Source organism: Parafrankia sp. FMc2, assembly GCF_041008525.1.
GTDB lineage: Bacteria > Actinomycetota > Actinomycetes > Frankiales > Frankiaceae > Parafrankia.
In genome coordinates this window covers 55,038-75,501 of sequence record NZ_JBFLUG010000019.1, presented here as the reverse complement: position 1 = coordinate 75,501, position 20,464 = coordinate 55,038, and the positions used below count along the sequence as shown (strand labels likewise).

Genomic DNA, 20,464 nt, shown 5'->3' with positions numbered 1-20,464 from the left:
CTCCCACAGGAACATGGTTGGCGGGACGGGAACGGTCAGCGGGACACGATCAGTGCGTGTGTTGCGGCGGGCGCGTCCCGACCGGGCCGGGCGTGGAGACGCCGCCACCCTCGGCCACCGTCAGGGTGAACTCGGCCGTGCGTACCTGCCCCGCATGCCTGAAGTCGAGGAACAGCCGGTAGGAACCGGCGGACGGAAAACGCGTCGCGAACGACAGAGCGGAGTCGCCGTCCTCGTCGCCATCGCCGGCGGCGGCACTGGTCGCCGCGGCCCCCGCAGGCCCCGCGCTCGCGGTGGCGGTGGCGGTGGCCGTGGCGGTGGCCGTGGCGGTGGCCGTGGCGGTGCGCGGGCGGGTCCGGGTGTGCGGGTGAGCGTGCAGGTAGGCCAGGTCTCCCTCGCGGAGCACCACCAGGTGACCGAGCGCCCCGAGATACTCCTCCAGGTCGGTGACGGGCCGTCCGTTGCGGGCCACGACGAAGGCCAGCTCGCTCCCCTCCCGCCGGTCGGCTTCCCCACTCATGGTCACGGTGTACCCGCCGGCGACGGTCGCGGTGGTCGACGGCGCGGGAAGCGCTGTGGGCGCCAGGTTGCCTCCCACGGTCACGTCGGCGCCGAGAGTCACGGACGCCGGCGCGCCGTCAGGGGTGTCGGATGCGTGGTCCCCGCCACCGGACACCGCCGGGACGAAGTCCGCGAAGACCCGGTACACCCCCGGGGCGGCCAGCCGAAGCGGGACGCTCCAGGTTCCGGCGGCGTCCCGGGTCGGGTGCAGGTGCTGGTAGCCGGTCAGGTCACGCCGGACGACGATCAGATGCAGGTCGGCTTCGTGGGCGCGGGTGTAGGCGGTGAGCGGCCGTCCGTCCGGGCCGATGATGCGGAACGTGTACGCACGGGAGCGCCCGGCGGGCCAGGTCAGCTCGTCGGGGTCGAAGGTGTAGCCGCCCTCCGAGATCGCCAGTCCGCCTGGCCTGAGGGCGTCGAGCATGCCGTCCGCCCCGCCGCCCGCCGCCCCACCGGCCGCGGCGGAGATCTCGTGGCCGTCCGTGCCGCCCGAGCGGTCCCCGTCCTGGGACGGTCCGATCGTCGTCCCGACGACATAGGAGACACCGAAGAGCACAGCCAGCGCGAGACCGAATCCACCGACTCGGGTCATAGCGTTCATCGTCCGTCCCTTCGCGCGGGCTAGCGAACAACTCGTCCGTACCGTGCGTACCCCTGGGGGGTATCAGTCCACGATACGGCACCGGCGGCGGCTCCCCTCTCCCACCTTCGGACGGCGTCACCCGGGCGTGCCTGCGCCGCGGCACTCTCCCCGCGGCGCGCTCCACCGACAGCTCCGGACAGCGGCCCTCCGACAGCTCCGGGCAGAGACAGCCCCAGGCCGAGAGCCCTCTCGAGGCCGGTCCGACACGGCGTCCGCGGGATGCCCGGACGGTGGTCCCGCGCAGGTCAGACGCAGGTCAGACACAGGCCGGAGGGAGGTCCGGAGGCAGGTCGGACGAGGAAGCGACGCAGGTCGGCGGGGATCCGCGCGCAGCCGGCGCCCCTTCGGCACACCTCCGGAGCGGGCCGTACCCGGACCCCGAACCAGGGAAAACCGGCCGGGCGGCTGTCCAACTCGGTACTAACACAGGACGGTCAGCCGGCCGCGAACCACAATAGGAACCTCGAACCTTCCGGGTACGGATGCCCGGGGTGAAAGGAGGGCATTCCTTTGGTTGAGGATTCTCGGCCCTTTCCGCCGGGCAGCCTGCCTGCTCGCCTGAACCCGGCGTTGCGCCAGCAACTGCTCTCCCTCGGGGGGATACGGCACTACCCGCACGGCGAGATGCTGATGCGGGAGGCCGAGCCGTACGGAGAGGTCATCCTGATTCTGGACGGCTTCGTGAAGATCACCGCGAACGGCGAGGAGAACAGGCTCGCCTTCCTCGTCATCCGGTCCCGGGGGGACGTGCTCGGCGAGATCAGCGCGATGGAGCAGGACACCCACACCGGGACCGCCACGGCGGCCGGGCCCGTCGTCGGCCGGGCGATGAGCGCGGCGGCCTTCCGCGGCTTCCTCGAGCAGAACCCGCCGGCCGCCTTCGCTGTCGCGGAGATGGTCGCGAACAAGCTGCGCAACTCGATCCGTCGCCGGGTCGAGCACGTCGACGGCTCGGTCCGCGGCCGGCTCGCCCGGGTCCTCATCGAGCTGGCCACGCTGTGGGGGCGCCCGGCCGCGCGCGGTGTGCAGCTGGCGGTGGGGCTGAGCCAGCCCGAGCTCGCCGCCCTGGTCGCCGCGGACGAGCGATCGGTGAACCGGGCACTGGCCGAACTGCGGAACATGCAGGTGGTTGATGTCGGATACCGGCGGGTCATCGTCCTGGACCTCGAAGGTCTGGAGCGGGTCGCATTCGGCAACCAGGACAGGCCGGACGGATCCGGCGGTCGACCCTGAGGTGAACATTTCGTGCACAGCGGCGCTGATATCTTGTGGAACCGGCTGCGGACCCGCAGCCGGTGGGGGGAAACGGACGACATGCCCGCGCGACCAGGCATCAACACACCGGCGGTGGCGGCCGCCATCGCCGTCCCCGACATGACCCGGCTCGCCGGCTGACATGACGCGTCACGCCGGTGGGCGAAACGCACGGACGTCCGAGGTTGTCGCGGAATCGATCCGCGCGCGGGTCGCCAGCGGCGAGTTGAAGGCCGGCGACCGTTTCCCGACCGAGGACGAGCTGATGGCCGTCTTCGGCATCGCCCGCGCGACCCTGCGCGAGGCCCTGCGCATCCTGGAGACCGAGGGGCTGGTCACCGTGCTGCGGGGGCGACACGGCGGGCCGCAGGTCACCAGCCCCTCCCTGGACCACCTGGCCAGGATGTTCGCCCTGCACCTGCAGATGGACGGTGTGAGCGCGCGGGACCTTCACACCGCCCGCGAGATCGTGGAACAACCGCTGGTGGCCGCCTTCACCCGAACCAGATCCGCGCCGGCGCTGGCCGAGCTCCGCACCGCCGTCGAGGCCGCCGCGGCCGCCGCCGAGGCGGGTGACGGCCCCGGGTTCGGCCGGGCGTCCGGTGCGCTGTACTCGACTGTCACCACGCAGAGCCCGAACCAGTCGCTGGGCGTCCTCGCCCGGCTCCTCCACCAGGTCGCCGCCTGCTGTCAGCAGACGGCCGGGCGGCCGCTCGACGTGCCGGAGCAGCGGCACGCCGTGGGGTACTACCGCCGTTTCCACCAGCTCACCGAGGCCGGCGACGTCGCGGGAGCATGCGCGCACTGGCAGTCGTGGATGATTCACACCGGCGGTACCTCGCCCCCCCGCGCCGCCGGCCAGGAGCTGCCCGTGACCAGGTGCGCCGCGGCCCACGGCCCGGTCGCGGCCGGGTGCCACTGATCGCCGCTGATCGCTGATCGCCGCAGGTCACCGATCGCAGCTGTCCGGTCGACCACGGAGCCGGGCTTTGCCAGGGTGGCGGTATGGATCTGCGCATCTTCGTCGAGCCCCAGCAGGGTGCGTCCTACGCGCACCAGCTCGCCGTCGCCCAGGCGGCCGAACGCCTGGGCTTCGGTGCCTTCTTCCGGTCGGACCACTACCTGCGGATCGGCTCGGGCAGTCCGCTCCCGGGCCCGACCGACGCCTGGACCACCCTCGCCGCGATCGGCCGGGAAACCACGACGATCCGGTTGGGCACGTTGGTGACGAGCGCGACGTTCCGTCTCCCCGGGCCGCTGGCGCTCACCGTGGCGCAGGCCGACGAGATGAGTGGCGGCCGGGTGGAGCTGGGAATCGGCGCCGGCTGGTACGCGCCCGAACACGAGGCCTACGGCATCCCGTTCCCGCCGGTACGCGAACGCTTCGACCGGCTGGCCGAACAGCTGGCGATCATCGAGGGGCTGTGGCGGACGCCCGTCGGCGACACCTTCACCCACCACGGCCAGCACTACACGCTGACAGACAGCCCGGGACTGCCGAAACCAGTGCAGGACCCGCATCCGCCGATCATCATCGGTGGCTCCGGACGGCGGCGGACGCCGGAGCTCGCCGCGCGCCACGCCGCCGAGTTCAACCTGCCCTTCGCCACGCCGGCGCAGGCCGCGGCCCAGTTCGAGGTGGTACGGGAGGCCGCTGCCGCCGCCGGGCGCGACCCCGCCGGCCTGATCTGCTCGGTGGCACTCACTCTCTGTTGCGGCCGGGACGAGGCGGAGGTCAGGCGGCGCGCCGATCGCGGCGGGGACATGAGCAACCTCGACACACTGCGGGATCGGGGCCTGGCCGGCTCCCCTGCCGAGGTGCTGGACCGGCTCGCCGCCTACGGACCGGACGGCGCCGGCGCCAGCCGGGTCTACCTGCAGATCCTCGACATGACGGATCTCGACCACCTGGCCCTCGTCGCCGAGGAGGTGCTTCCGCACCTGTGAGCCGGCGCCGGCCCGCTCCATGCCCCTGACCATCACAGCAGGTCAGGGGCGTAGAGCGGGCCCAGGGCACGGATTCAGGGCACACGGGACTCAGGGCCCGGGCTTCGGGCCCAGGCTTCGGGCCCAGGCTTCGGGCTCAGGCTTCGGGCTCAGGCCCCGGGTGTGGCTGTCCCGGCCCCGGCCACCGGCCTGGCGGAAAGTTCGGCCGCGAACCATTCGATGGTGCGGAGCAGCCCGTCGCGCACCTCGATCGTCGGCTCCCAGTCGAGCTGCTGCCGGGCGCGGGTGATGTCCGGCCGCCGCACCATCGGGTCGTCGCCGGGCCGCGGCACGAAGGTGATCGGCACCTCGGCACCCACCAGCTCGACCACGAGCCGCGCGGTGTCGATGATCGTCATCTCGTGCGGGTTACCGAGGTTCACCGGGCCGGGAAGCCCGCTGCGCAGCATCCGCAGGATGCCCTCGACGAGGTCGTCGACGTAGCAGACGGACCGGGTCTGCATCCCGTCGCCGGCCACGGTGACCGGCTCACCGCGCAGTGCCTGCGAGACGAAGGCGGGAATGGCGCGCCCGTCGTCGGTACGCATCCGCGGGCCGTAGGTGTTGAAGATCCGGATGATGGCGGTGTCGATGCCGTGCCGGTTCCGGTAGGCGGTCGTCAACGCCTCGGCGTAACGCTTGGCCTCGTCGTACATGCTGCGCGGGCCGATCGGGTTCACGTGCCCCCAGTACGACTCCTCCTGGGGGTGTACCAGCGGGTCGCCGTAGACCTCCGAGGTCGACGCGAGCAGGAAGCGCGCGCCCTTGCTCCGCGCAAGATCGAGGGTGTTGAGGGTGCCGTGCGCGCCGGCCTTCAACGTCTCGATGGGGTATCGCGCATAGTCGAGCGGCGATGCCGGCGACGCGAACTGGAGGATCGCATCCACCGCCCCCGGCACCGTGACCTGCTCGGATACGTCCTGCTCGATCAGATCGAATCCGGGCTGGTCGAGCAGATGCTCGACATTGCTCCTCCGCCCGGTGAGGAAGCTGTCGACACAGACGACCTCCTCGCCCTCTCCGAGCAGCCGATCACACAGATGGCTACCGAGAAAGCCCGCGCCTCCCGCGACAACGACACGCATAGCTGAAACCCCCAGCACTGTCAGCTCAACACATTCCGAATGGCGCGACCGTCTGCCACCGGCCCCCAGGTCAGGCGCGGCTAACAGGGTAACGGGTCGGCTAGCGCCGCCCCTTGCCGGCGCCGTGGATCTGATGCCGCGCGATCGCTTTGAGGTAGACCTCCTCACGGCGTGCGGCGATCAGAGCCGGGTCGAGTTCCGTGGTTCCTTCCCGGCCCCGGAGCCCCACCGTGGCCGCGTGTGCCGGATCCGTCAGAAACGGTTCCAGCGCATCGGCCATCGCGTCCGGGTTCTCCGGCGGGACCACGGCCCCGCCCTTCCACCGGTCGACCCAGGTGGCGACCCCGGTCGTCGCCGTGGCGACAACCGGCCGCGCGGCCGCCATTCCTTCCAGGCCGGCGATCGAGAAGCTTTCGAAGCGGCTCGGCACCACCACCGCCCGGGCCTCCCCGTAACGGCCGGGTAGCTCGGTCCGCGACACGTGCCCGTCGAACCGCACCGGGACCCCGAGGTCGGCGGCCCGGCGCTCCAGCCAGGTCCCGGTCTCGACGCCGTCGATCCGCCCGGACGACTGCCCGACGAAGATCAGCTTCGCGTCCACGCCTCGCGTCTGCAGTCTGGCCGCGGCGTCGATCAGCACGTCGAGGCCCTTGCGCCACTCCAGCCGGCCGACGACCACCAGATCCCGGCCTGTGTGCTCCGCCGTGGGCACATCCGCGAAGGGCCCGTTGTCGAACGGATAGGGAATCACGTCCACGTCGGTGTCCGGCCGCAGCCAGTCGAGTTCGCGCAACCTGTCGACAAGCAGCTGGGACGGCGAGGTCCGCACGTCGGCCCGCAGCGCCGAGAACCGGTCGATCCGATCGGCGAACTCACCCTTGCGAGTCAGTTCGGGATCACGCATCCGCACGTCCATCATCGTGGGAGTGTGAAGATGGATCACGAGTGCAGTACGGCGCCCGAGCGCGGTGAACAGGCCCCGCGTCTCACCGTCCTGGGTCTCGATGACATCCGGCCTGATCCCGATCCGGCGCAGCCAGAAACCGTAGGACAGGGCCAGTGACACCCGCAGGGTCAGCGAATCACGCGGATGATCCCGCCCGGTGATCAGTTTTCCCGCCGGCCCCAGGTAACGGCTGAGTGGGGCCCGAAACAGCGGACGGCGGTAAACGTGGACACCATCGAACACCTCGTCACGCACGTCTCGGCCCTGCGTGCACAGCACATGAACCTCGTGCCCGCGCCTTGCCAGCGCGTGCGCAATGTCATGGGTGTACACGCCAGCACCGTCCCAGATGACGGGTGGGTACTGCTCGCACAGGAAAGCGATCCGCATGCACAACTCCAGGCGACCGTCAGCCTTCTAACTCCGGGCGGCCCATAGTAGTACCGATGCCCGCACCACGAACCACAGACCCAGGCAATGACGCACACACGGAACCCTTACGTCAGGGCACAATTCTGCTACTCCGCTGTAGAAGCTTGTAAGACGTTCGCAAGAATCTGCGGCGCTCATTCTGCGCACCCGGGGGAACGCACCCTTAGCAACGCCCCGGACAAGCCCTGGGATCCCGCAAAACGTCCTTGACCGTCGAATGATCCGCGTCCGCGGTCGCTGACTCACCGCGGCTCCGCCCGACCCGGATCATTCCCGGGAGCGACCTCCCGACCGCGACCGGGCCCGTCCACTGTCGCCATCGCGACACCCCGGCACCACCGACACAGCGCCCCGCACCTTCGGGTCAGGCACGACCGCTCGCCGCCGACGCCGGGGGCCCGGACCGGCCGCCGCCGGGCCGCCGCAGCCAGCGACTCGGCGGCGGCAGCTCGGCGGTGACAGCTCCGCGGCGACAGCTCGGCGGCGACAGCTCGGCGGTGACATCCGCGGGTCCGCCGTCCTAGCGCCGGGAGCGGCCGGAGTAGACGGCGAAGCGCCAGACCTTGACGGCGCAGTCGACGGAGGCGAAACCGACCTCCCGCAACCAACCCAGCTGATCATCCAGCGGAGAGCACTGGTCATGGGCCATGCGCACGAGCGCCCCGGCCCACTCCTCGTCGTCCGAGCCGGCCTGCCGCGCCCACTGCTCGTGCATCCGTTCGTACCTCGCGGTCGCGTGGTCATCCGGACCGGTCACCTGCTCAAGATTCACGAACAGACCACCGGGGACGAGCGCGAGCCGGATGCGGCGGAACAGATCACGCTTGGCGCCGTCACCAAGATGGTGGATCGCCAGCGCTGACACCACGGCGTCGAACGGCCCGACCGGCAGCGGATCGGTGAGGTCGGCGACCGTGACTGATGCCACGCTCTCGCCGAGCCGCGCCACCGCACCGTCGATCATCGGCCGCGCGCCGTCCATCAGGTGCAGCCGCGCGCCGGGAACCGCGCTGCGCACGGCGGCCGACAGCAGGCCCGTTCCCGCACCCAGATCAAGGACCTCCGGGTGGGGCTCGCCGAGCTCGCCGACCAGATCAGCCACCGCCCCGTAGAGCAGATCGAAGGCGGGAACCAGCCGCCGACGCGGCGCGTCGTAGGTTTCCGGATCCCAGATCGTCTCACCATATGAGACAGCTATCTCATCCATTGGTCCAGCATAGGACGAGCAGATCGCCCGGTACAGCGGGTGCGCCCACCGGGCCCCTGATCCCGCCCGCGTCCGGCGGGCAGGCGGCCCGCGCCTCGCGGACTTGACAGCCAGTTCGGTTGGACCGGAAATGGAGGTGTGACCGATGATCGACAGGACGGGGAGGTCGACCCGGTCCTCGAGGTCGACCCGGTCCTCGCCACCGTGGGCCCACGACTGCGCGCGCTGCGGAAGGGCCGCGGCACCACGCTCCCGGAGCTGTCGCAGGCGACCGGGATCTCGGTCAGCACCCTGTCCCGGATGGAGTCCGGCCAGCGCCGCGTCACCCTCGAGATGCTGGTCAAGCTCGCGCGGGTCTACCGGCTTCCGATAGATGATCTCGTGGGGATGCCACAGCACGCGGGTCCTCGGGCCCTGCCACGCCCGATCGAACGCGCCGGGATGGCCTTCATCCCCCTTGCCCGGCGTCCGGGCGGGCTGCAGGCGTTCAAGATGATCGTTCCCGCCCGGCGGCCGGTGTGCACGGCGGAGCAGCGGTCCCACGAGGGATACGCGTGGATCTATGTGCTGTCCGGGCGCCTCCGGCTGGCGCTGGGTGAGCACGATATGACGCTGGCCGCCGGCGAGGTCGCAGAGTTCGACACCCATGTTCCGCATGCGTTCACCAACACCGGGTCGGTGCCGACGGAGGCGATCAGCATTTTCGGACCGCAGGGTGAGCGGCTCCAGGTACGCGCCCGTCCAGCGGGTGCGAGTTATCCGGTAGTGACCGGTCCATACAGCTGCGCGTAGGTACCGCCGTCGGCGAGCAGATCATTGTGGGTGCCGTTCTCGATGATCCGGCCGCGATCCATCACGTAGATCCGGTCGGCATCGATGACGGTGGAAAGCCGGTGCGCGATCACCAGGCAGGTCCGGCCGACGGAAAGGCGGTCCAGCGCAGCACGGACGACGGCTTCGGAGATGCTGTCGAGTGCCGAGGTCGCCTCGTCCAGGATGAGAACCTGCGGTGACTGGAGGAGAACGCGGGCGATCGCGAGACGCTGGCGTTCACCCCCGGACAATCGGTAGCCGCGGGCCCCGACGCGGGTCTCGAGACCTTCCGGCAGGCGGTCGAGCAGCGCGGAGAGATGGGCGGCGTCGAGCGCTTCCCGCAGCTCGTCGTCGGTGGCGTCGAGTCGGCCGTACCGAAGGTTGGCCGCAATGGTGTCGTGAAACAGATGGGGATCCTGCGGAACGACGCCGACCGCCGTATGCAGCTCGGCGGAGGCAATGTCGTCGAGGGCCAGACCGCTGAGACGAATCGTGCCGCGCTGAGGCCGGTGAACACCGCTGGCAAGGTAGGCGAGGGTCGTCTTGCCCGCACCACTCGACCCGACGACCGCGGTGGTCGTGCCCGGGGCGACGCGCAGGGTGATCCCGCGTAGGTCCCAGCTGTCGTCGCCGGTCGCCGCGCGGTCGGTCGTGCGGTCGTAGGAGAACCAGACGTCCTCGAAGACGAGGTCGAGGGCCTGGCCCGCGGGCAGACCGCCGCCCGGGGGCACGCGTTCGCGCGCCCGGGCGTACGCCTCGTCGACCGGCAGATCAAGCAGGGCGAAGACCCGGCGGAAGGACGCACCGGCGGAGGAGAGCTCGGACCTGAGCTCGACCGCGGACGCCAGCGGACCGAAGGACACCAGCAGGGCGCCACCGAGCGCGGCGACGGTCCCGAGCGTGGTGCGTTCGGTGGAGACCAGCCACGCACCGACGGTGACGACGACGATCATCGTCAGGACGACGCCGAGGTTCACCACCAGGCGCACCCGGGAGGTCAGCCCTGCCTGCTCACGGGCGGCGGCCAGCAGGCCGGCGCCGGCGGCGTCGAACCGGGTGCACTCGTGGTCCGCCCGGTCGAACAGCCGGACATGCAGGGCGCCCGACACGGAGGAGGTGTCAGCCACCTGGGCCATGAGCTGCCCGTCGAGTTCACGTTGACGCTGGGACAGTCCGGCGAGGCGCCGCCGGCCGACCTTCATGATTCCAAGGGTGATCGGGGCGAGGAGCAGCACCACGAGGCTCAGCCGCCAGTCGAGGACGAAGACGACCGTCAGACCGACGGCGATGTCCGCGACGCGGCAGATCACGGCCTGGACGATCGCCGAGATCGCGTACTGCGCCGTGATCACGTCGGTGGACATCACCGTCATGACCTCGCCCTGCTGGCTCCGTGGGAAGAAGCCGAACGGGAGCCGCTGGATGCGTGCGTTCGCGGCCTGCCGCATGCGCACGGTGATCACGGCGCCGAGCCGGGCGATGAGCGCCATCCGGGTCGACAGCACTGCCGCTTCGAACACCAGCAGGGCGCCGAGCAGCGCGACCGGAAGGACGAGATCGCGGAGCCGGCCGGTCGGGAGGGAGTCGTCGATGAGGTGGCGCAGCAGGAACGGGCCCGCGGCGACCGCCAGGGATCCGACGATCGACAGGCCGACCAGGGCGGCGACGGACCGCCCCTGGTCGGCGAAGAACTGCAGGCTACGTGCCGCCTCGTCGACCCCGGTCAGCTTCGCGACCGCCCGCGCGTGCAGGCGGGTCACCCGGGAGGACAGGACGGACCCACGCGACGAGACCACGGCGGAAGACACTATGCGGCCGGTCGGACCGCGGCGCACCGCCCCTGGGCGTCACCGGGCCATCACCTCGTCCAGCCGGGCACGCAGGTCCGCCGCGAGGGTACCGACATGCGGCTCGTTGAGCATCGAATGGTGCTCGCCGGGCACGGTGACGACGGTCGCCTCGCCGGTCAGGTGGTCGGTCCAGCCGTCCCGGGCCGGGTCGGTGTTGTCCTCGGCCAGGTAGAGCAGCGACCGGCCGGCGTAGGGGCGCACCCGATAGGACTGGGCGATGAGCCGGGACTGGTCGAAGAAGGTGTCGAACTGGGTCAGGCCCGGGTAGCGGACCAGGCCGGCCAGCGGCAGCCGTGCCGCCTTGCGCAGTTTGGTCAGGGTGGGCACCGGGAGACGTCGCTCCACCGTTCGGGCCGGGGCGCCGCCCGGCACCGGCTGTCCCGCCTGCGCGGATCGGGGCAGCTTGCTGTCGAGCAGGGTCAGCAGCGCCACCTCCTCCCCGGCGTCGACGAGCAGATGCGCCATCTCCAGGGCGACCAGACCGCCGAACGAGAACCCGGCGATGTGATACGGCCCGGTGGGCTGGATCAGGCGCAGCACCGCCAGGTGGCGGCGGGCGTGGCGCTCGACGCTCCAGTCCGGGAGTGCCCGGTTCTCCAGGCCCTGTGCCTGGAAGCCGTAGCAGGGCAGGTCGGAGCCGAGCAGGCGGGAGAGCGCGACGAAGTTGATGGCCAGTCCGCCGGCCCCCGCGACGCAGAACAGCGGCGGCCTCGTGCCGTCGGCCGCGAGGGGGACGCAGGTCGGGTGGGTCGGGATGTCACGGTGAGCTCGTGCCACCCGCGCGGCGAGCGTCGCGATGGTCGGCGCCTCCGCCAGCACCGACGTCGGCAGGCGTACGCCGAGGCGGGCGCCGATCTCGCTGAGCAGCTGCTGGGCGAGGAGCGAGTCTCCGCCGAGTTCGACGAAGTCGTCGTCGAGGTAGACCTCGTCGACCTTGAGTACCTGCGCGAACAGGTCCCGGACCACAAGCTCCCAGTGACTGCGACCCGTCGGGAGCCGGCCTGGCGCCCGCGGGGGCACCGGCGGCAGCGCGGTGCGGTCCACCTTGCCGCGCTCGTTGCGCGGGAGCTCGTCGAGCAGCACCACCGAGGCGGGAACCATGTAGGCGGGCAGTTTCGCCCGCAGCAGCGCCCGGACGGTCACGGCCGCCGAGGTGACGGCGCTCGTGCAGACGACGTAGGCGATCAGCCGCGCGGGCTGGTCCTCCGGTCGTTCCGCGACGACGACGGCCTCGACAATGTCCGGTGAGGTGAGCAGGACGGCCTCGATCTCCGCCGGCTCCACCAGATATCCGCGAATCTTGACGGCTGCGTCGGCGCGTCCGAGTAGTTCGATACATCCGTCGGGACGTCGACGGGCCAGATCACCGGCGCGGTACGTCACCCCGGTATCGGAGTTGTCTGAATTCGGGTTGCCCGCCGCCGGGAGAAAACGCAGCGCAGTCGTCTGCGGGGCGTTCCAGTACCCGCCGGAAAGATACCTGGACGTCACTGCCATCTCGCCGGTGACACCGTCAGGAACAGGATTGCCATGGTCGTCGACGATGGTGATGGTCTTGCCACGGACGGCCCACCCGGCCGGAAGCGGACCGGCGGGAAGGGCGTCGTCGGCACGCACCGGGAAGAAGGCGAGAGACGCTGTCTCGGTGGATCCCGACCAGTTGTAGAACGTGCAGGTTCTCGGGAGAATCTCCCGGAGGGCGGTCACGTCACGGCCGTAGACCGCTTCGCCGGAGCTGGTGACCGCTCGCAGGCTGATCGGGGCCTGGCCGGGCTGTGCGGCGCCGACGAGCGCCCGGATGAGGGCCGGTGTCAGATGCAGAGTGGTGATCCCGCGCTCGGCGAGCCAGCCGGGAACAACCTCGATCCCGCGTGCGCGCGGGTCGAGGACGTGCAGTGTCGCGCCGGAGAGCAGCCCCCAGAACATCACCGTGATACCGGCGGCGAAGGCGACCGGCAGGATCAGGGCCATCTGGTCGGTGGCGTTGACACCGACCTGGTCGAGGCCCGATTCGAGCTCGTGGACGACGGTCTGGTGGCGCCAGATCACGCCCTTGGGGACGCCGGTGGACCCGGAGCTGAACACCACGAAGGCAGGGTCGGCGGGCAGCGTGTGCCAGCCGGGCAGCGCGGCGTCCGGTACCCGGTCGCCGGCCACCGGGGCGTCGCCGGCCCGGCCCGCGGCATCGATGATCACAGCGTTGATCCGGGTGGAGCGCGCCGGGTCGTCGGCGGCGGCGAGCAGTTCCCGGTGCGGCTCGTCCGTCACGCAGACCGCGACGTCCGCCAGCTGCAGGATCTGGCCCAGTCGGGCGGCCGGCAGCATCGGGTCGAGCGGAACGAACGGTCGACCGGCCTTGAGCGCGCCGAGCATGGCGATGATCGCGGCGGCGCCCTGGTCCAGCAGGATGCCGACGTTTCCCTCCGCGCCGCCGTCGTCGGCGGAAGCGGCGAGAGAACGGGCCAGCGCGGAAGAGCGCCAGTCCAGTTCAGCATAGGTCAGCACCAGCATTTCATCGCGCACCGCGATACTGCTGGCACGCATGGTGACAATTCTCGAGAACTGACCCACGATCGTGCGACCGCGCTGCGCGAGATCTGTCGCCGGCAGGACCAACGGTTGCGTACCAACCATGTTTTTGACCCCAGCCCCCTCTGCTCCGTTCACGGTAATTCGGAGCCGTTGCCGATAGTACGGCCCGGATACACCCACTCCCGCCCACCCGTGCCATCCACAACCCGAGCCGTGCACCCTATTCCTGAATAGTCATCAGGGGTGCACACGGTTACCGGACACCAGGATCACCATCTATCATGAGACACACACCGGAAGGACAACAATGGCGGAGTCAGTCACGGCGCATCGGGTGTGGGTCGACCTCGGTGAGCGCGGTTACCCGGTCGACGTGGGGCCGGGTGCCCGGCACCTGCTGCCGGCGGCGGTTGCGCGGGTCGGTGCGGCACGGGTCGCGATTGTCTCGGCGCGGCCCGCGGAGGACGCGGTGCCCGACCCCGGGGTCCCGGCCGTGCGGATCACCGCCCGCGACGGCGAGCGCGACAAGACCCTGGCCAACGTCGGGAACCTGTGCGAACAGTTCGCGGCCTTCGGCCTCACCCGGTCGGACGCGGTGGTGTCCTGCGGAGGCGGGACGACGACCGATGTCGTCGGCCTCGCCGCGGCGCTCTACCACCGCGGGATCGCGGTGATCCATCTGCCGACCTCCCTGCTGGCCCAGGTGGACGCCAGCGTCGGCGGCAAGACCGCCGTGAACCTCCCGGCCGGCAAGAACCTGGTGGGCGCCTACTGGCAGCCGAGCGCGGTGCTGTGCGACACCGACTACCTGCGGACGCTGCCCGCCCGCGAGTGGACCAACGGCTACGGCGAGATCGCGCGGGCGCACTTCATCGGCGCGGGTGACCTGCGCGGTCTGCCTGTCGAGGAGCAGATAGCCCGCAGCGTCGCGCTCAAGGCGTCGGTGGTCGCCCGCGACGAGCGCGACTCCGGGCTCCGCCACATCCTGAACTACGGGCACACCCTCGGCCATGCCCTGGAGATCGCGACCGGCTTCGGGATGCGCCACGGCGAAGGTGTGGCGGTCGGGACGGTGTTCGCGGGCCGGCTCGCGGCACGGCTGGGCCTGATCGACGAGACTCGGGCCGCCGAGCACCACGAGGTGGTCGCGCACTACGGGCTGCCGACCGCGCTTCCCGCCGGCGTGGACGACGGCGAGCTCGTGTCGATCATGCGGCGGGACAAGAAGTCCACGAGCACATCGACGACCACCGGGCTGGCCTTCGTCCTGGACTCGTCGGACGGGCCCCGGCTGGTGCCGGACGTCCCGGCGGACCTGGTGGCCTCGACGCTCGCCGCGATGGACCGGAGCGCGCTGTGACGACATCCGACACCCTCGGGACGCGGCCGGCGGCGCGACCGCGGGAGATCAGCGGCACGACACGGCTGTACGTCGTCGTCGGCGACCCGGTCGACCAGGTGCAGGCGCCGCGGCTGGTCAACCCGGTCTTCGCCGAGGCGGGGCTGGACGCGGTGCTCGTCCCGGTACACGCGCGGCCGGCCGACTTCCCGGCCGTGCTGACGGGGCTGCGTTCCATCGCCAACCTGGACGGGATCCTGATCACGATCCCGCACAAGGTGGCCGCGGCCCACCTGGCCGACCTCCGCTCCCCCGCCGCTGCGATCAGTGGCAGCGCGAACGCGCTGCGGCGGGAGCCCGACGGGCGCTGGCTGGCCGACAACTTCGACGGTGCGGGCTTCGTCCGCGGCATGCTCCGCGCGGGCCATCGGATCGCCGGCAGCGAGATCCGGCTGGTCGGGGCGGGCGGTGCCGGCAGTGCCATCGCGGTGGCGCTGCTCGACGCCGGCTGCGCGCGGCTGACCGTGCACGATCCGGACCAGGCCCGGCTCGCCGACCTGCTGCGCCGGTTGGACGCCCACTGGCCCGGAAGGGCGACGCCGCGGGACGGTCAGGGCCCGGTCGACGTGGTCGTGAACGCCACCCCGCTCGGGCTGCGCCCCCAGGACCCGCTGCCGTTCGACCCGACGGACCTGCCGGACGGGTGCGTCGTCGCCGACATCATCATGAAACCGGCGCGGACGCGGCTGCTGCAGGCGGCCCAGGGGCGGGGCCTGCCTACCCATCCGGGCATCCACATGCTGGCCGAGCAGGTCGACCTGTACCGGGCGTTCTTCGGCCTGCCGGGTGCGCGGTGACGGCCCCGCGGGTGACCGGCCGACTCGGCATCGACGTGGGCGGCACCAAGGTGGCGCTGCGGCTGGAGACGACGGACCGGGAGACGACGAACCAGGAAGCAACGAGCCCGGAAGCGACGAGCCCGGAGGCGGGTGGGCCCTCGCGCGAGGCGGTGTTCCGCTGGTCGGTCGGCGCTCCGGCCGAGACCGACCTGCGTGATCTCGGCGCGGGCGTCCGGGCCCTGTGCGACGGGTGGGACGGGCAGGTGACCGCGATCGGCGTGGCGATGCCCGCGACGGTCGACTCCGACGGGCGGGTCACCACCTGGCCGAGCCGGCCGTCCTGGGCGGGCCTGCAGCTCGGGCAGGCCCTGCGGGATCTCGTGCCGGGAGCGCAGGTCGCGCTGGCCGACGACGGTGACCTGGCCGCGCTGGCCGAGGCGCACCATGCCGGTGCCGCGAACCTGGTCTACCTGGGTGTCGGCACCGGCATCGGCGGCGGGATCGTCCTCGACGGCCGGCTCTGCCCGGGGCCGGGGCGCGGCTCCTGCGAGATCGGCCATCTGGTCATCGCCCTGGACGGGCCGCTGTGCCGGTGTGGACGCCGCGGCTGCCTGCAGGCCCTCGCGTCCGGACCCGCCACCCTGCACCGGGCGACCCACCTGCGCGCGCACCCCGCGGGCGCCGCGGGCGCCGCGGATGTGGAGGTGACCTACCCGCAGCTGCAGGCCGGCTGGGAGAGCGGTGAAAGCTGGGCCCAGGAGGCCGTCGGGGCCACGGCGCAGGCGCTGGCGGGCGCCATCACCGGCCTGACCGAGCTGGTGCGGCCCGATCTGGCGGTGGTCGGCGGCGGATTCGCGGACGGGCTGGCCGGTTTCGTCGACGCCGTGGCGGCCCGGACGGAGGCGATGGCCCGGCCGGGCCATCCCGCGGTGTCCGTCCGGGCGTCGCAGGGCGGTCTGTCGTCGCTGACGGGCGCGGTGCTGCTGGCCCGCGACCTGGACGAGCCGGACGAGCCGGACGAGCCGGGCCGCTGAGCGGCGGCGGAACCCGTTTCGGCGGTCAGACCGTCAGGTACGGCTGCTCCGCGAGGAGGCCGAGGAGCTGCGTCGGGGACCAGATCACCCAGTCGGGTGCCGCTGCCAGCAGCTCGGACTCGTCGACCTGCCCCCACACGGCGGCGACGGCCCGCACGCCGGCCCCGCGGGCGCTCTGGATGTCGGTGACGGCGTCGCCGATCATCATCGCGTCCGCGGGATCCGCGCCCAGGGTTTCCAGCGCAAGCTGGATGATGTCCGGCGCCGGTTTGGGCCGGGCGACCTCGTCGGAGCCGATAACCCGTTCGAAGCAGTCGAGGATGCCCAGCTGTGCCAGCAGGTCACGGGCCCGCGGTCCGCTCTTGCCGGTCGCGACGGCGAGCCGGATCCCCCGGTCGAGGAGGCCGGTCAGCAGCTCGCGGACCCCGTCGAACAACAGGACCTGGGGAGCGAGCCGGTAGCTCTCCCGGACGAAGGGGCCTTCCATCTCCAGCGGGAGGCCCATGATCCGCATGATGTCCGGGAAGTACCGGCCGAGATGCCGGTTGTACTCCTCGAACGGAGCGGGTCCCGGGCCCACGACCTCCGCGTAGGCACGCGTGAAGGCCTCCCGCATCACGGCGTGACTGTCGACGATCACACCGTCGAGGTCGAAAACGATTGCTGTGGTGCCCATCGGCTCCCCCCATGCTTGGCGTGGCAGCGCTGCCCACCGGTGTGTCAGGACGCGGCGGGCAGCAGCGCCGACGTGGTCGTATGCGCCGGAACGGTGGACTGCGCCAGTCCGGCCGACTCGTAGATCTTTTCGATGGCGGCGATGGTCGACCTCGCCTGCCCGACCGCGGCACCGCGCCGGGCCGGATCGGCGAGCTGCGCCGGAAGCTCGTCGAGCTGGCGGCGATACTCGGCACCGATCGGTTCGGTGGGGACGTCCACGCTGGTGGTGGTGCCGTTCTTCGTCCAGGTCAGCGTCGACCACGGGTGGCGGTTGGGGCTGAAGCCGAAGGTGCAGCGCAGCTCCGCGGAGCCGGCGCTCCCCTCGACCCGCACCACCGTGCCGTCGAGCGGCTCGTGGGATGCCCAGCTGGCCCGCAGCGCCACGGACACTCCGGTGCCACTGACGAGAAACGCCCGGACCGTGTCCTCGACGTTGCCGCCGGACCGGGAGCCGGCAGCGTCGTCGGGGTGGCGCCAGGAGGCGCTCCACGCGGCGTCGGCGACGAAGTCGCCGGAGACCGTGCCCACCGCGTGGACGAATCCGTCGGTCCCCACGAGGGGGGCGGCGACGTCGAGCAGGTGCCAGCCGAGGTCGAGAAGCGCCCCCCCGCCGGCGAGGTCGCGCCGGGTGAACCAGCCGCCGGCATCGGGCACGCCACGGGCGCGCACCCAGGAGACATCGACGTGCCGGATGGTGCCGAGCTGCTCGGCGATGCCGTACAACGCGCGGACGTCGGCCCGGAAGCGGGCGGCGCTGCCGGCCAGGAGCACCGCTCCCCCCGCCAGCTCGGCGGCGGCCAGGGTCTCCGCCTCGGCGGTGCGCAGACAGACCGGCTTCTCCACGAACACCGGCACCCCCGCCGCGAGCAGGCCGGCGGCGACCGGGCTGTGCAGGTGGTTCGGGACGGCGACGACGGCGAGGTCGACCGCCGAACGGCTCAGCTCCGCGGGATGGGCGAGCACGTCGACGCCAACGCCGGCACCGGCACCGGCCGCGGGCTCGGCGGCCACCTCGGCCCGGGTTCCCGGGTCGGGGTCGACCAGGGCCACCACCTCGAACGCGGGATGGTCGCGCAGCCGGGGCAGCCAGATCGACCGCCCGGCCCACCCGAGCCCGACCACCGCGACCCGGACGGTGCCCTCCACCGCGGACGTCCCGGCCACGGACGTCCCGGCCACGGGCGTGCTGCTCACACGCCGGCCAGGGTCTCGGCCAGGATCTCGGCAATGGTGTGCATCTGCGCCTCGGTGCCGAGCAGGGTGCGGTGGTGCAGCCAGATCCCGTCCGCGCTGAGCGCCTCGACGTTCGGGCAGCGGGCGGCGAGCTGGTCGACGGTCGCGTCCGGGGCGCCGGTCTCCCAGAAGCCGTCCGACCGGTAGATGGCGCGGAACGCGGCGAAGGCCGGCAGGCCGCGTTCGATCAGGGCGTCCACGAGGGCGTTGCGCCGCTCCTCGCCGACGCCGGGCAGCCGGAACATCGCCATGTAGTGCGAGTTGCGGTCGCAGCGCGGGTCGCGGCCCTGCGGCACGACCCCGGGGATCTGCGCGAGCAGCTCGGCGAGCACCGGCCAGCGCTGCTCGCGGGTGTCGATCTGCCCGCCGAGCCGGGCGAGCTGGGCGCGCAGCACCGAGGCGGTGAACTCGTTCATCCGGAAGTTCGAGCCGGACGTCTGGTGCAGGTAACGGCGGTCGGTGCGCGGACGGCCGCAGCTGTGCCGCAGGAACGCCTGCTCGTACTGCTCCGCGTCGGGGAAGGTGACCGCGCCGCCCTCACCGGCGGTCATCAGCTTGCCGTTCTGGAAGCTGAACGCCGCGATACTGCCGTGCTCGCCAACCCGGCGGCCTGCCCAGCTGGTGCCGTGGGCGTGGGCGGCGTCCTGGATGAGCGGAACGCCGGCGTTCGCGGCGATCTTGCCGAGGGCGTCCATGTCGGAGAAGTGGCCGGCCATGTGCACCGGCATGATCGCTCTGGTCCGAGAGGTGATCGCGGCCTCGACGGCCGCCGGGTCGATGCAGTAGGTCTCCAGGTCCACGTCGACGGGCACCGCGACCGCGCCGAGCCGCTGCGCGGCCTGGGACGACGAGATGAAGGTGAAGCCGGGAACGATCACCTCGGTGCCGGGGCCGACGCCGAGCACCTGCAGCGCGAGCTCCAGGGCGTGCGTACCGTTCGTCACCGCCAGAGCGTGATCCGCTCCGTGGTACTCCGCGAACTCCCGCTCGAACGAGTCGACCTCGGTGCCCCCCATCCGCCACCACTGGCCCTGGTCGAGCGCACGGATGAGCCCGGCTCGCTCCGCGTCGTCGAACTGGGGCCAGGCCGGGAACTCGGGTGCCGTCCGCCGACTGTCACTCATACAGGTCACCTCTCAGAGATGGGTACGGAAGGCTGGGCGTGGCCAGCGAGATGCCGCCGGCCCGCCGGCCGTGCCCGGCAGGTGCAAATCACGGGCACGACAGGCAGGGAATCTATACAAGAACCACGGACAAGCGAACAGGTGCACCAGGAGACGTAATACTCCCGAGGGGGAGCATCACCGGCGCTGTCACGATGCCGACACCACGGATGGCGATCACCATCGGGGTTAGGACGGACTGCGACCAGGTGGATACGATCGGCCGGCACCGGGCCCCCCACCTGGAGAACCCGCGGGCCTTGCTATAAACACCGTGCCCAGACAACATGCCACACACTTGTAGAGGTTCACTGTGAGCAGCCTGCTTCTCCTGAACGGACCGAACCTGGGGATTCTCGGCCGGCGCCAGCCCGAGATCTACGGGACGGCGACTCTCGCCGACATCGAGGCGGCGGTCGCGAAGCGGGTCGCTGACCGGGGCTGGCAGGTCGTGGCGGTCCAGCGCGAGTCCGAGGGCGAGCTGATCCACGCCATTCAGGACAACTACGACACGGTCGGCGCGATCGTGAACCCGGGCGCGTTGATGATCGCCGGCTGGAGCCTGCGGGACGCCCTGGCGAACTACCCGCGCCCGTGGATCGAGGTCCACCTGTCGAACGTGTGGGCCCGAGAGGCGTTCCGGCACGAGTCGGTGGTCTCGCCGCTGGCCGCCGGAGTGATTGCCGGCCTCGGCCCGCTCGGGTACGAGCTGGCCGCCGAGGCCCTCGTGCGGACCGTGCCCGCTTCCTGACGGCACGGCCTCGGCCGCGGTCGCTTCCCGTCATGCCGGTCAGGCCTCCTCTGACCGGCCCGGACGTGTCGCCGGGCGC

Annotated in this window: 17 protein-coding genes; 8 read left to right on the top strand and 9 right to left on the bottom strand. The window is 71.6% G+C overall.

Annotation, left to right across the window (positions count from 1 at the left end; translation table 11 throughout):
- Window positions 1–49: 49 nt before the first annotated feature.
- Window positions 50–1,153 (bottom strand): hypothetical protein, encoded by a 1,104-nt coding sequence (locus AB1460_RS09825; protein WP_368960484.1) that lies wholly within the window; start codon window positions 1,151–1,153, stop codon window positions 50–52.
- A gap of 561 nt (window positions 1,154–1,714) precedes the next feature.
- On the opposite strand from AB1460_RS09825, the gene AB1460_RS09820 reads away from it, so the two are divergent.
- The 3 genes from AB1460_RS09820 (at window position 1,715) to AB1460_RS09810 (ending at window position 4,405) form a co-directional block, all read left to right on the top strand.
- Window positions 1,715–2,437 (top strand): Crp/Fnr family transcriptional regulator, encoded by a 723-nt coding sequence (locus tag AB1460_RS09820; RefSeq protein ID WP_026311493.1) that lies wholly within the window; start codon window positions 1,715–1,717, stop codon window positions 2,435–2,437.
- A 163-nt stretch (window positions 2,438–2,600) separates the two neighbouring features.
- Window positions 2,601–3,380: a FadR/GntR family transcriptional regulator gene (locus AB1460_RS09815; protein ID WP_368960482.1), complete on the top strand. Its 780-nt coding sequence runs from the start codon at window positions 2,601–2,603 to the stop codon at window positions 3,378–3,380.
- Between the two features lie 83 nt (window positions 3,381–3,463).
- A complete protein-coding gene (locus AB1460_RS09810) occupies window positions 3,464–4,405 on the top strand; it encodes an LLM class F420-dependent oxidoreductase (protein ID WP_368960481.1) in 942 nt (313 codons plus the stop codon).
- Window positions 4,406–4,554: 149 nt separating this feature from the next.
- Here the strand turns inward: AB1460_RS09810 and AB1460_RS09805 are convergent, their stop codons facing one another.
- The 3 genes from AB1460_RS09805 to AB1460_RS09795 form a co-directional block, all read right to left on the bottom strand.
- Window positions 4,555–5,529, bottom strand: a complete 975-nt coding sequence (locus AB1460_RS09805) for a UDP-glucuronic acid decarboxylase family protein (protein ID WP_368960480.1) — start codon at window positions 5,527–5,529, stop codon at window positions 4,555–4,557.
- 100 nt (window positions 5,530–5,629) lie between these two features.
- Window positions 5,630–6,865 carry a glycosyltransferase family 4 protein gene (locus AB1460_RS09800; RefSeq protein ID WP_368960479.1) on the bottom strand — a complete coding sequence of 412 codons (1,236 nt, stop codon included), beginning with the start codon at window positions 6,863–6,865 and terminating at the stop codon, window positions 5,630–5,632.
- A 562-nt stretch (window positions 6,866–7,427) separates the two neighbouring features.
- Window positions 7,428–8,114, bottom strand: a complete 687-nt coding sequence (locus tag AB1460_RS09795; RefSeq protein ID WP_368960477.1) for a class I SAM-dependent methyltransferase — start codon at window positions 8,112–8,114, stop codon at window positions 7,428–7,430.
- Between the two features lie 138 nt (window positions 8,115–8,252).
- On the opposite strand from AB1460_RS09795, the gene AB1460_RS09790 reads away from it, so the two are divergent.
- A complete protein-coding gene (locus tag AB1460_RS09790; RefSeq protein WP_368960476.1) occupies window positions 8,253–8,906 on the top strand; it encodes a helix-turn-helix domain-containing protein in 654 nt (217 codons plus the stop codon).
- On the opposite strand, the gene AB1460_RS09785 is transcribed toward AB1460_RS09790, so the two are convergent.
- Complete coding sequence (locus AB1460_RS09785) at window positions 8,870–10,723, bottom strand: ABC transporter ATP-binding protein (RefSeq protein WP_368960475.1); 1,854 nt, start codon at window positions 10,721–10,723, stop codon at window positions 8,870–8,872. The two genes, AB1460_RS09790 and AB1460_RS09785, sit on opposite strands and share 37 nt — an antisense overlap.
- Window positions 10,724–10,774: 51 nt before the next feature.
- The gene (locus tag AB1460_RS09780; protein ID WP_368960473.1) at window positions 10,775–13,321 is read right to left on the bottom strand and encodes an alpha/beta fold hydrolase; all 2,547 of its coding nucleotides are present in this window, start codon (window positions 13,319–13,321) and stop codon (window positions 10,775–10,777) included.
- Between the two features lie 295 nt (window positions 13,322–13,616).
- Here AB1460_RS09780 and AB1460_RS09775 point away from each other — a divergent pair, with 295 nt between their 5' ends.
- Genes AB1460_RS09775 through AB1460_RS09765 form a run of 3 tightly spaced genes read left to right on the top strand, consistent with a single transcriptional unit; the run spans window position 13,617 to window position 16,521 of the window.
- Window positions 13,617–14,669, top strand: coding sequence for a 3-dehydroquinate synthase (locus AB1460_RS09775; protein WP_368960472.1), 1,053 nt, complete (start codon window positions 13,617–13,619; stop codon window positions 14,667–14,669).
- Window positions 14,666–15,505 (top strand): shikimate dehydrogenase family protein, encoded by an 840-nt coding sequence (locus tag AB1460_RS09770; protein ID WP_368960471.1) that lies wholly within the window; start codon window positions 14,666–14,668, stop codon window positions 15,503–15,505. The genes AB1460_RS09775 and AB1460_RS09770 overlap by 4 nt, the downstream gene beginning before the upstream one ends.
- A gap of 11 nt (window positions 15,506–15,516) precedes the next feature.
- Entirely contained in the window at window positions 15,517–16,521 is a 1,005-nt protein-coding gene (locus tag AB1460_RS09765; protein ID WP_368960470.1) for an ROK family protein, read from the top strand.
- 25 nt (window positions 16,522–16,546) lie between these two features.
- On the opposite strand, the gene AB1460_RS09760 is transcribed toward AB1460_RS09765, so the two are convergent.
- Genes AB1460_RS09760 through AB1460_RS09750 form a run of 3 tightly spaced genes read right to left on the bottom strand, consistent with a single transcriptional unit; the run spans window position 16,547 to window position 19,595 of the window.
- On the bottom strand, window positions 16,547–17,197 hold the full coding sequence (locus AB1460_RS09760; RefSeq protein WP_368960469.1) for an HAD-IA family hydrolase: 651 nt from the start codon (window positions 17,195–17,197) through the stop codon (window positions 16,547–16,549).
- A gap of 44 nt (window positions 17,198–17,241) precedes the next feature.
- Window positions 17,242–18,417 carry a Gfo/Idh/MocA family protein gene (locus AB1460_RS09755; protein WP_368960467.1) on the bottom strand — a complete coding sequence of 392 codons (1,176 nt, stop codon included), beginning with the start codon at window positions 18,415–18,417 and terminating at the stop codon, window positions 17,242–17,244.
- An 11-nt stretch (window positions 18,418–18,428) separates the two neighbouring features.
- Complete coding sequence (locus AB1460_RS09750) at window positions 18,429–19,595, bottom strand: DegT/DnrJ/EryC1/StrS family aminotransferase (protein ID WP_368960465.1); 1,167 nt, start codon at window positions 19,593–19,595, stop codon at window positions 18,429–18,431.
- A gap of 352 nt (window positions 19,596–19,947) precedes the next feature.
- Here AB1460_RS09750 and AB1460_RS09745 point away from each other — a divergent pair, with 352 nt between their 5' ends.
- A complete protein-coding gene (locus AB1460_RS09745; RefSeq protein ID WP_368960464.1) occupies window positions 19,948–20,385 on the top strand; it encodes a type II 3-dehydroquinate dehydratase in 438 nt (145 codons plus the stop codon).
- Window positions 20,386–20,464: the final 79 nt, after the last annotated feature.

Bases quoted from the DNA above. Each gene is read 5' to 3' on its own strand.
- AB1460_RS09825 (WP_368960484.1), bottom strand. From the start codon at position 1,153: ATGACCCGAGTCGGTGGATTCGGTCTCGCGCTGGCTGTGCTCTTCGGT.
- AB1460_RS09815 (WP_368960482.1), top strand. From the start codon at position 2,601: ATGACGCGTCACGCCGGTGGGCGAAACGCACGGACGTCCGAGGTTGTC.
- AB1460_RS09810 (WP_368960481.1), top strand. From the start codon at position 3,464: ATGGATCTGCGCATCTTCGTCGAGCCCCAGCAGGGTGCGTCCTACGCG.
- AB1460_RS09805 (WP_368960480.1), bottom strand. From the start codon at position 5,529: ATGCGTGTCGTTGTCGCGGGAGGCGCGGGCTTTCTCGGTAGCCATCTG.
- AB1460_RS09800 (WP_368960479.1), bottom strand. From the start codon at position 6,865: ATGCGGATCGCTTTCCTGTGCGAGCAGTACCCACCCGTCATCTGGGAC.
- AB1460_RS09795 (WP_368960477.1), bottom strand. From the start codon at position 8,114: ATGGATGAGATAGCTGTCTCATATGGTGAGACGATCTGGGATCCGGAA.
- AB1460_RS09780 (WP_368960473.1), bottom strand. From the start codon at position 13,321: ATGCGTGCCAGCAGTATCGCGGTGCGCGATGAAATGCTGGTGCTGACC.
- AB1460_RS09775 (WP_368960472.1), top strand. From the start codon at position 13,617: ATGGCGGAGTCAGTCACGGCGCATCGGGTGTGGGTCGACCTCGGTGAG.
- AB1460_RS09760 (WP_368960469.1), bottom strand. From the start codon at position 17,197: ATGGGCACCACAGCAATCGTTTTCGACCTCGACGGTGTGATCGTCGAC.
- AB1460_RS09750 (WP_368960465.1), bottom strand. From the start codon at position 19,595: ATGAGTGACAGTCGGCGGACGGCACCCGAGTTCCCGGCCTGGCCCCAG.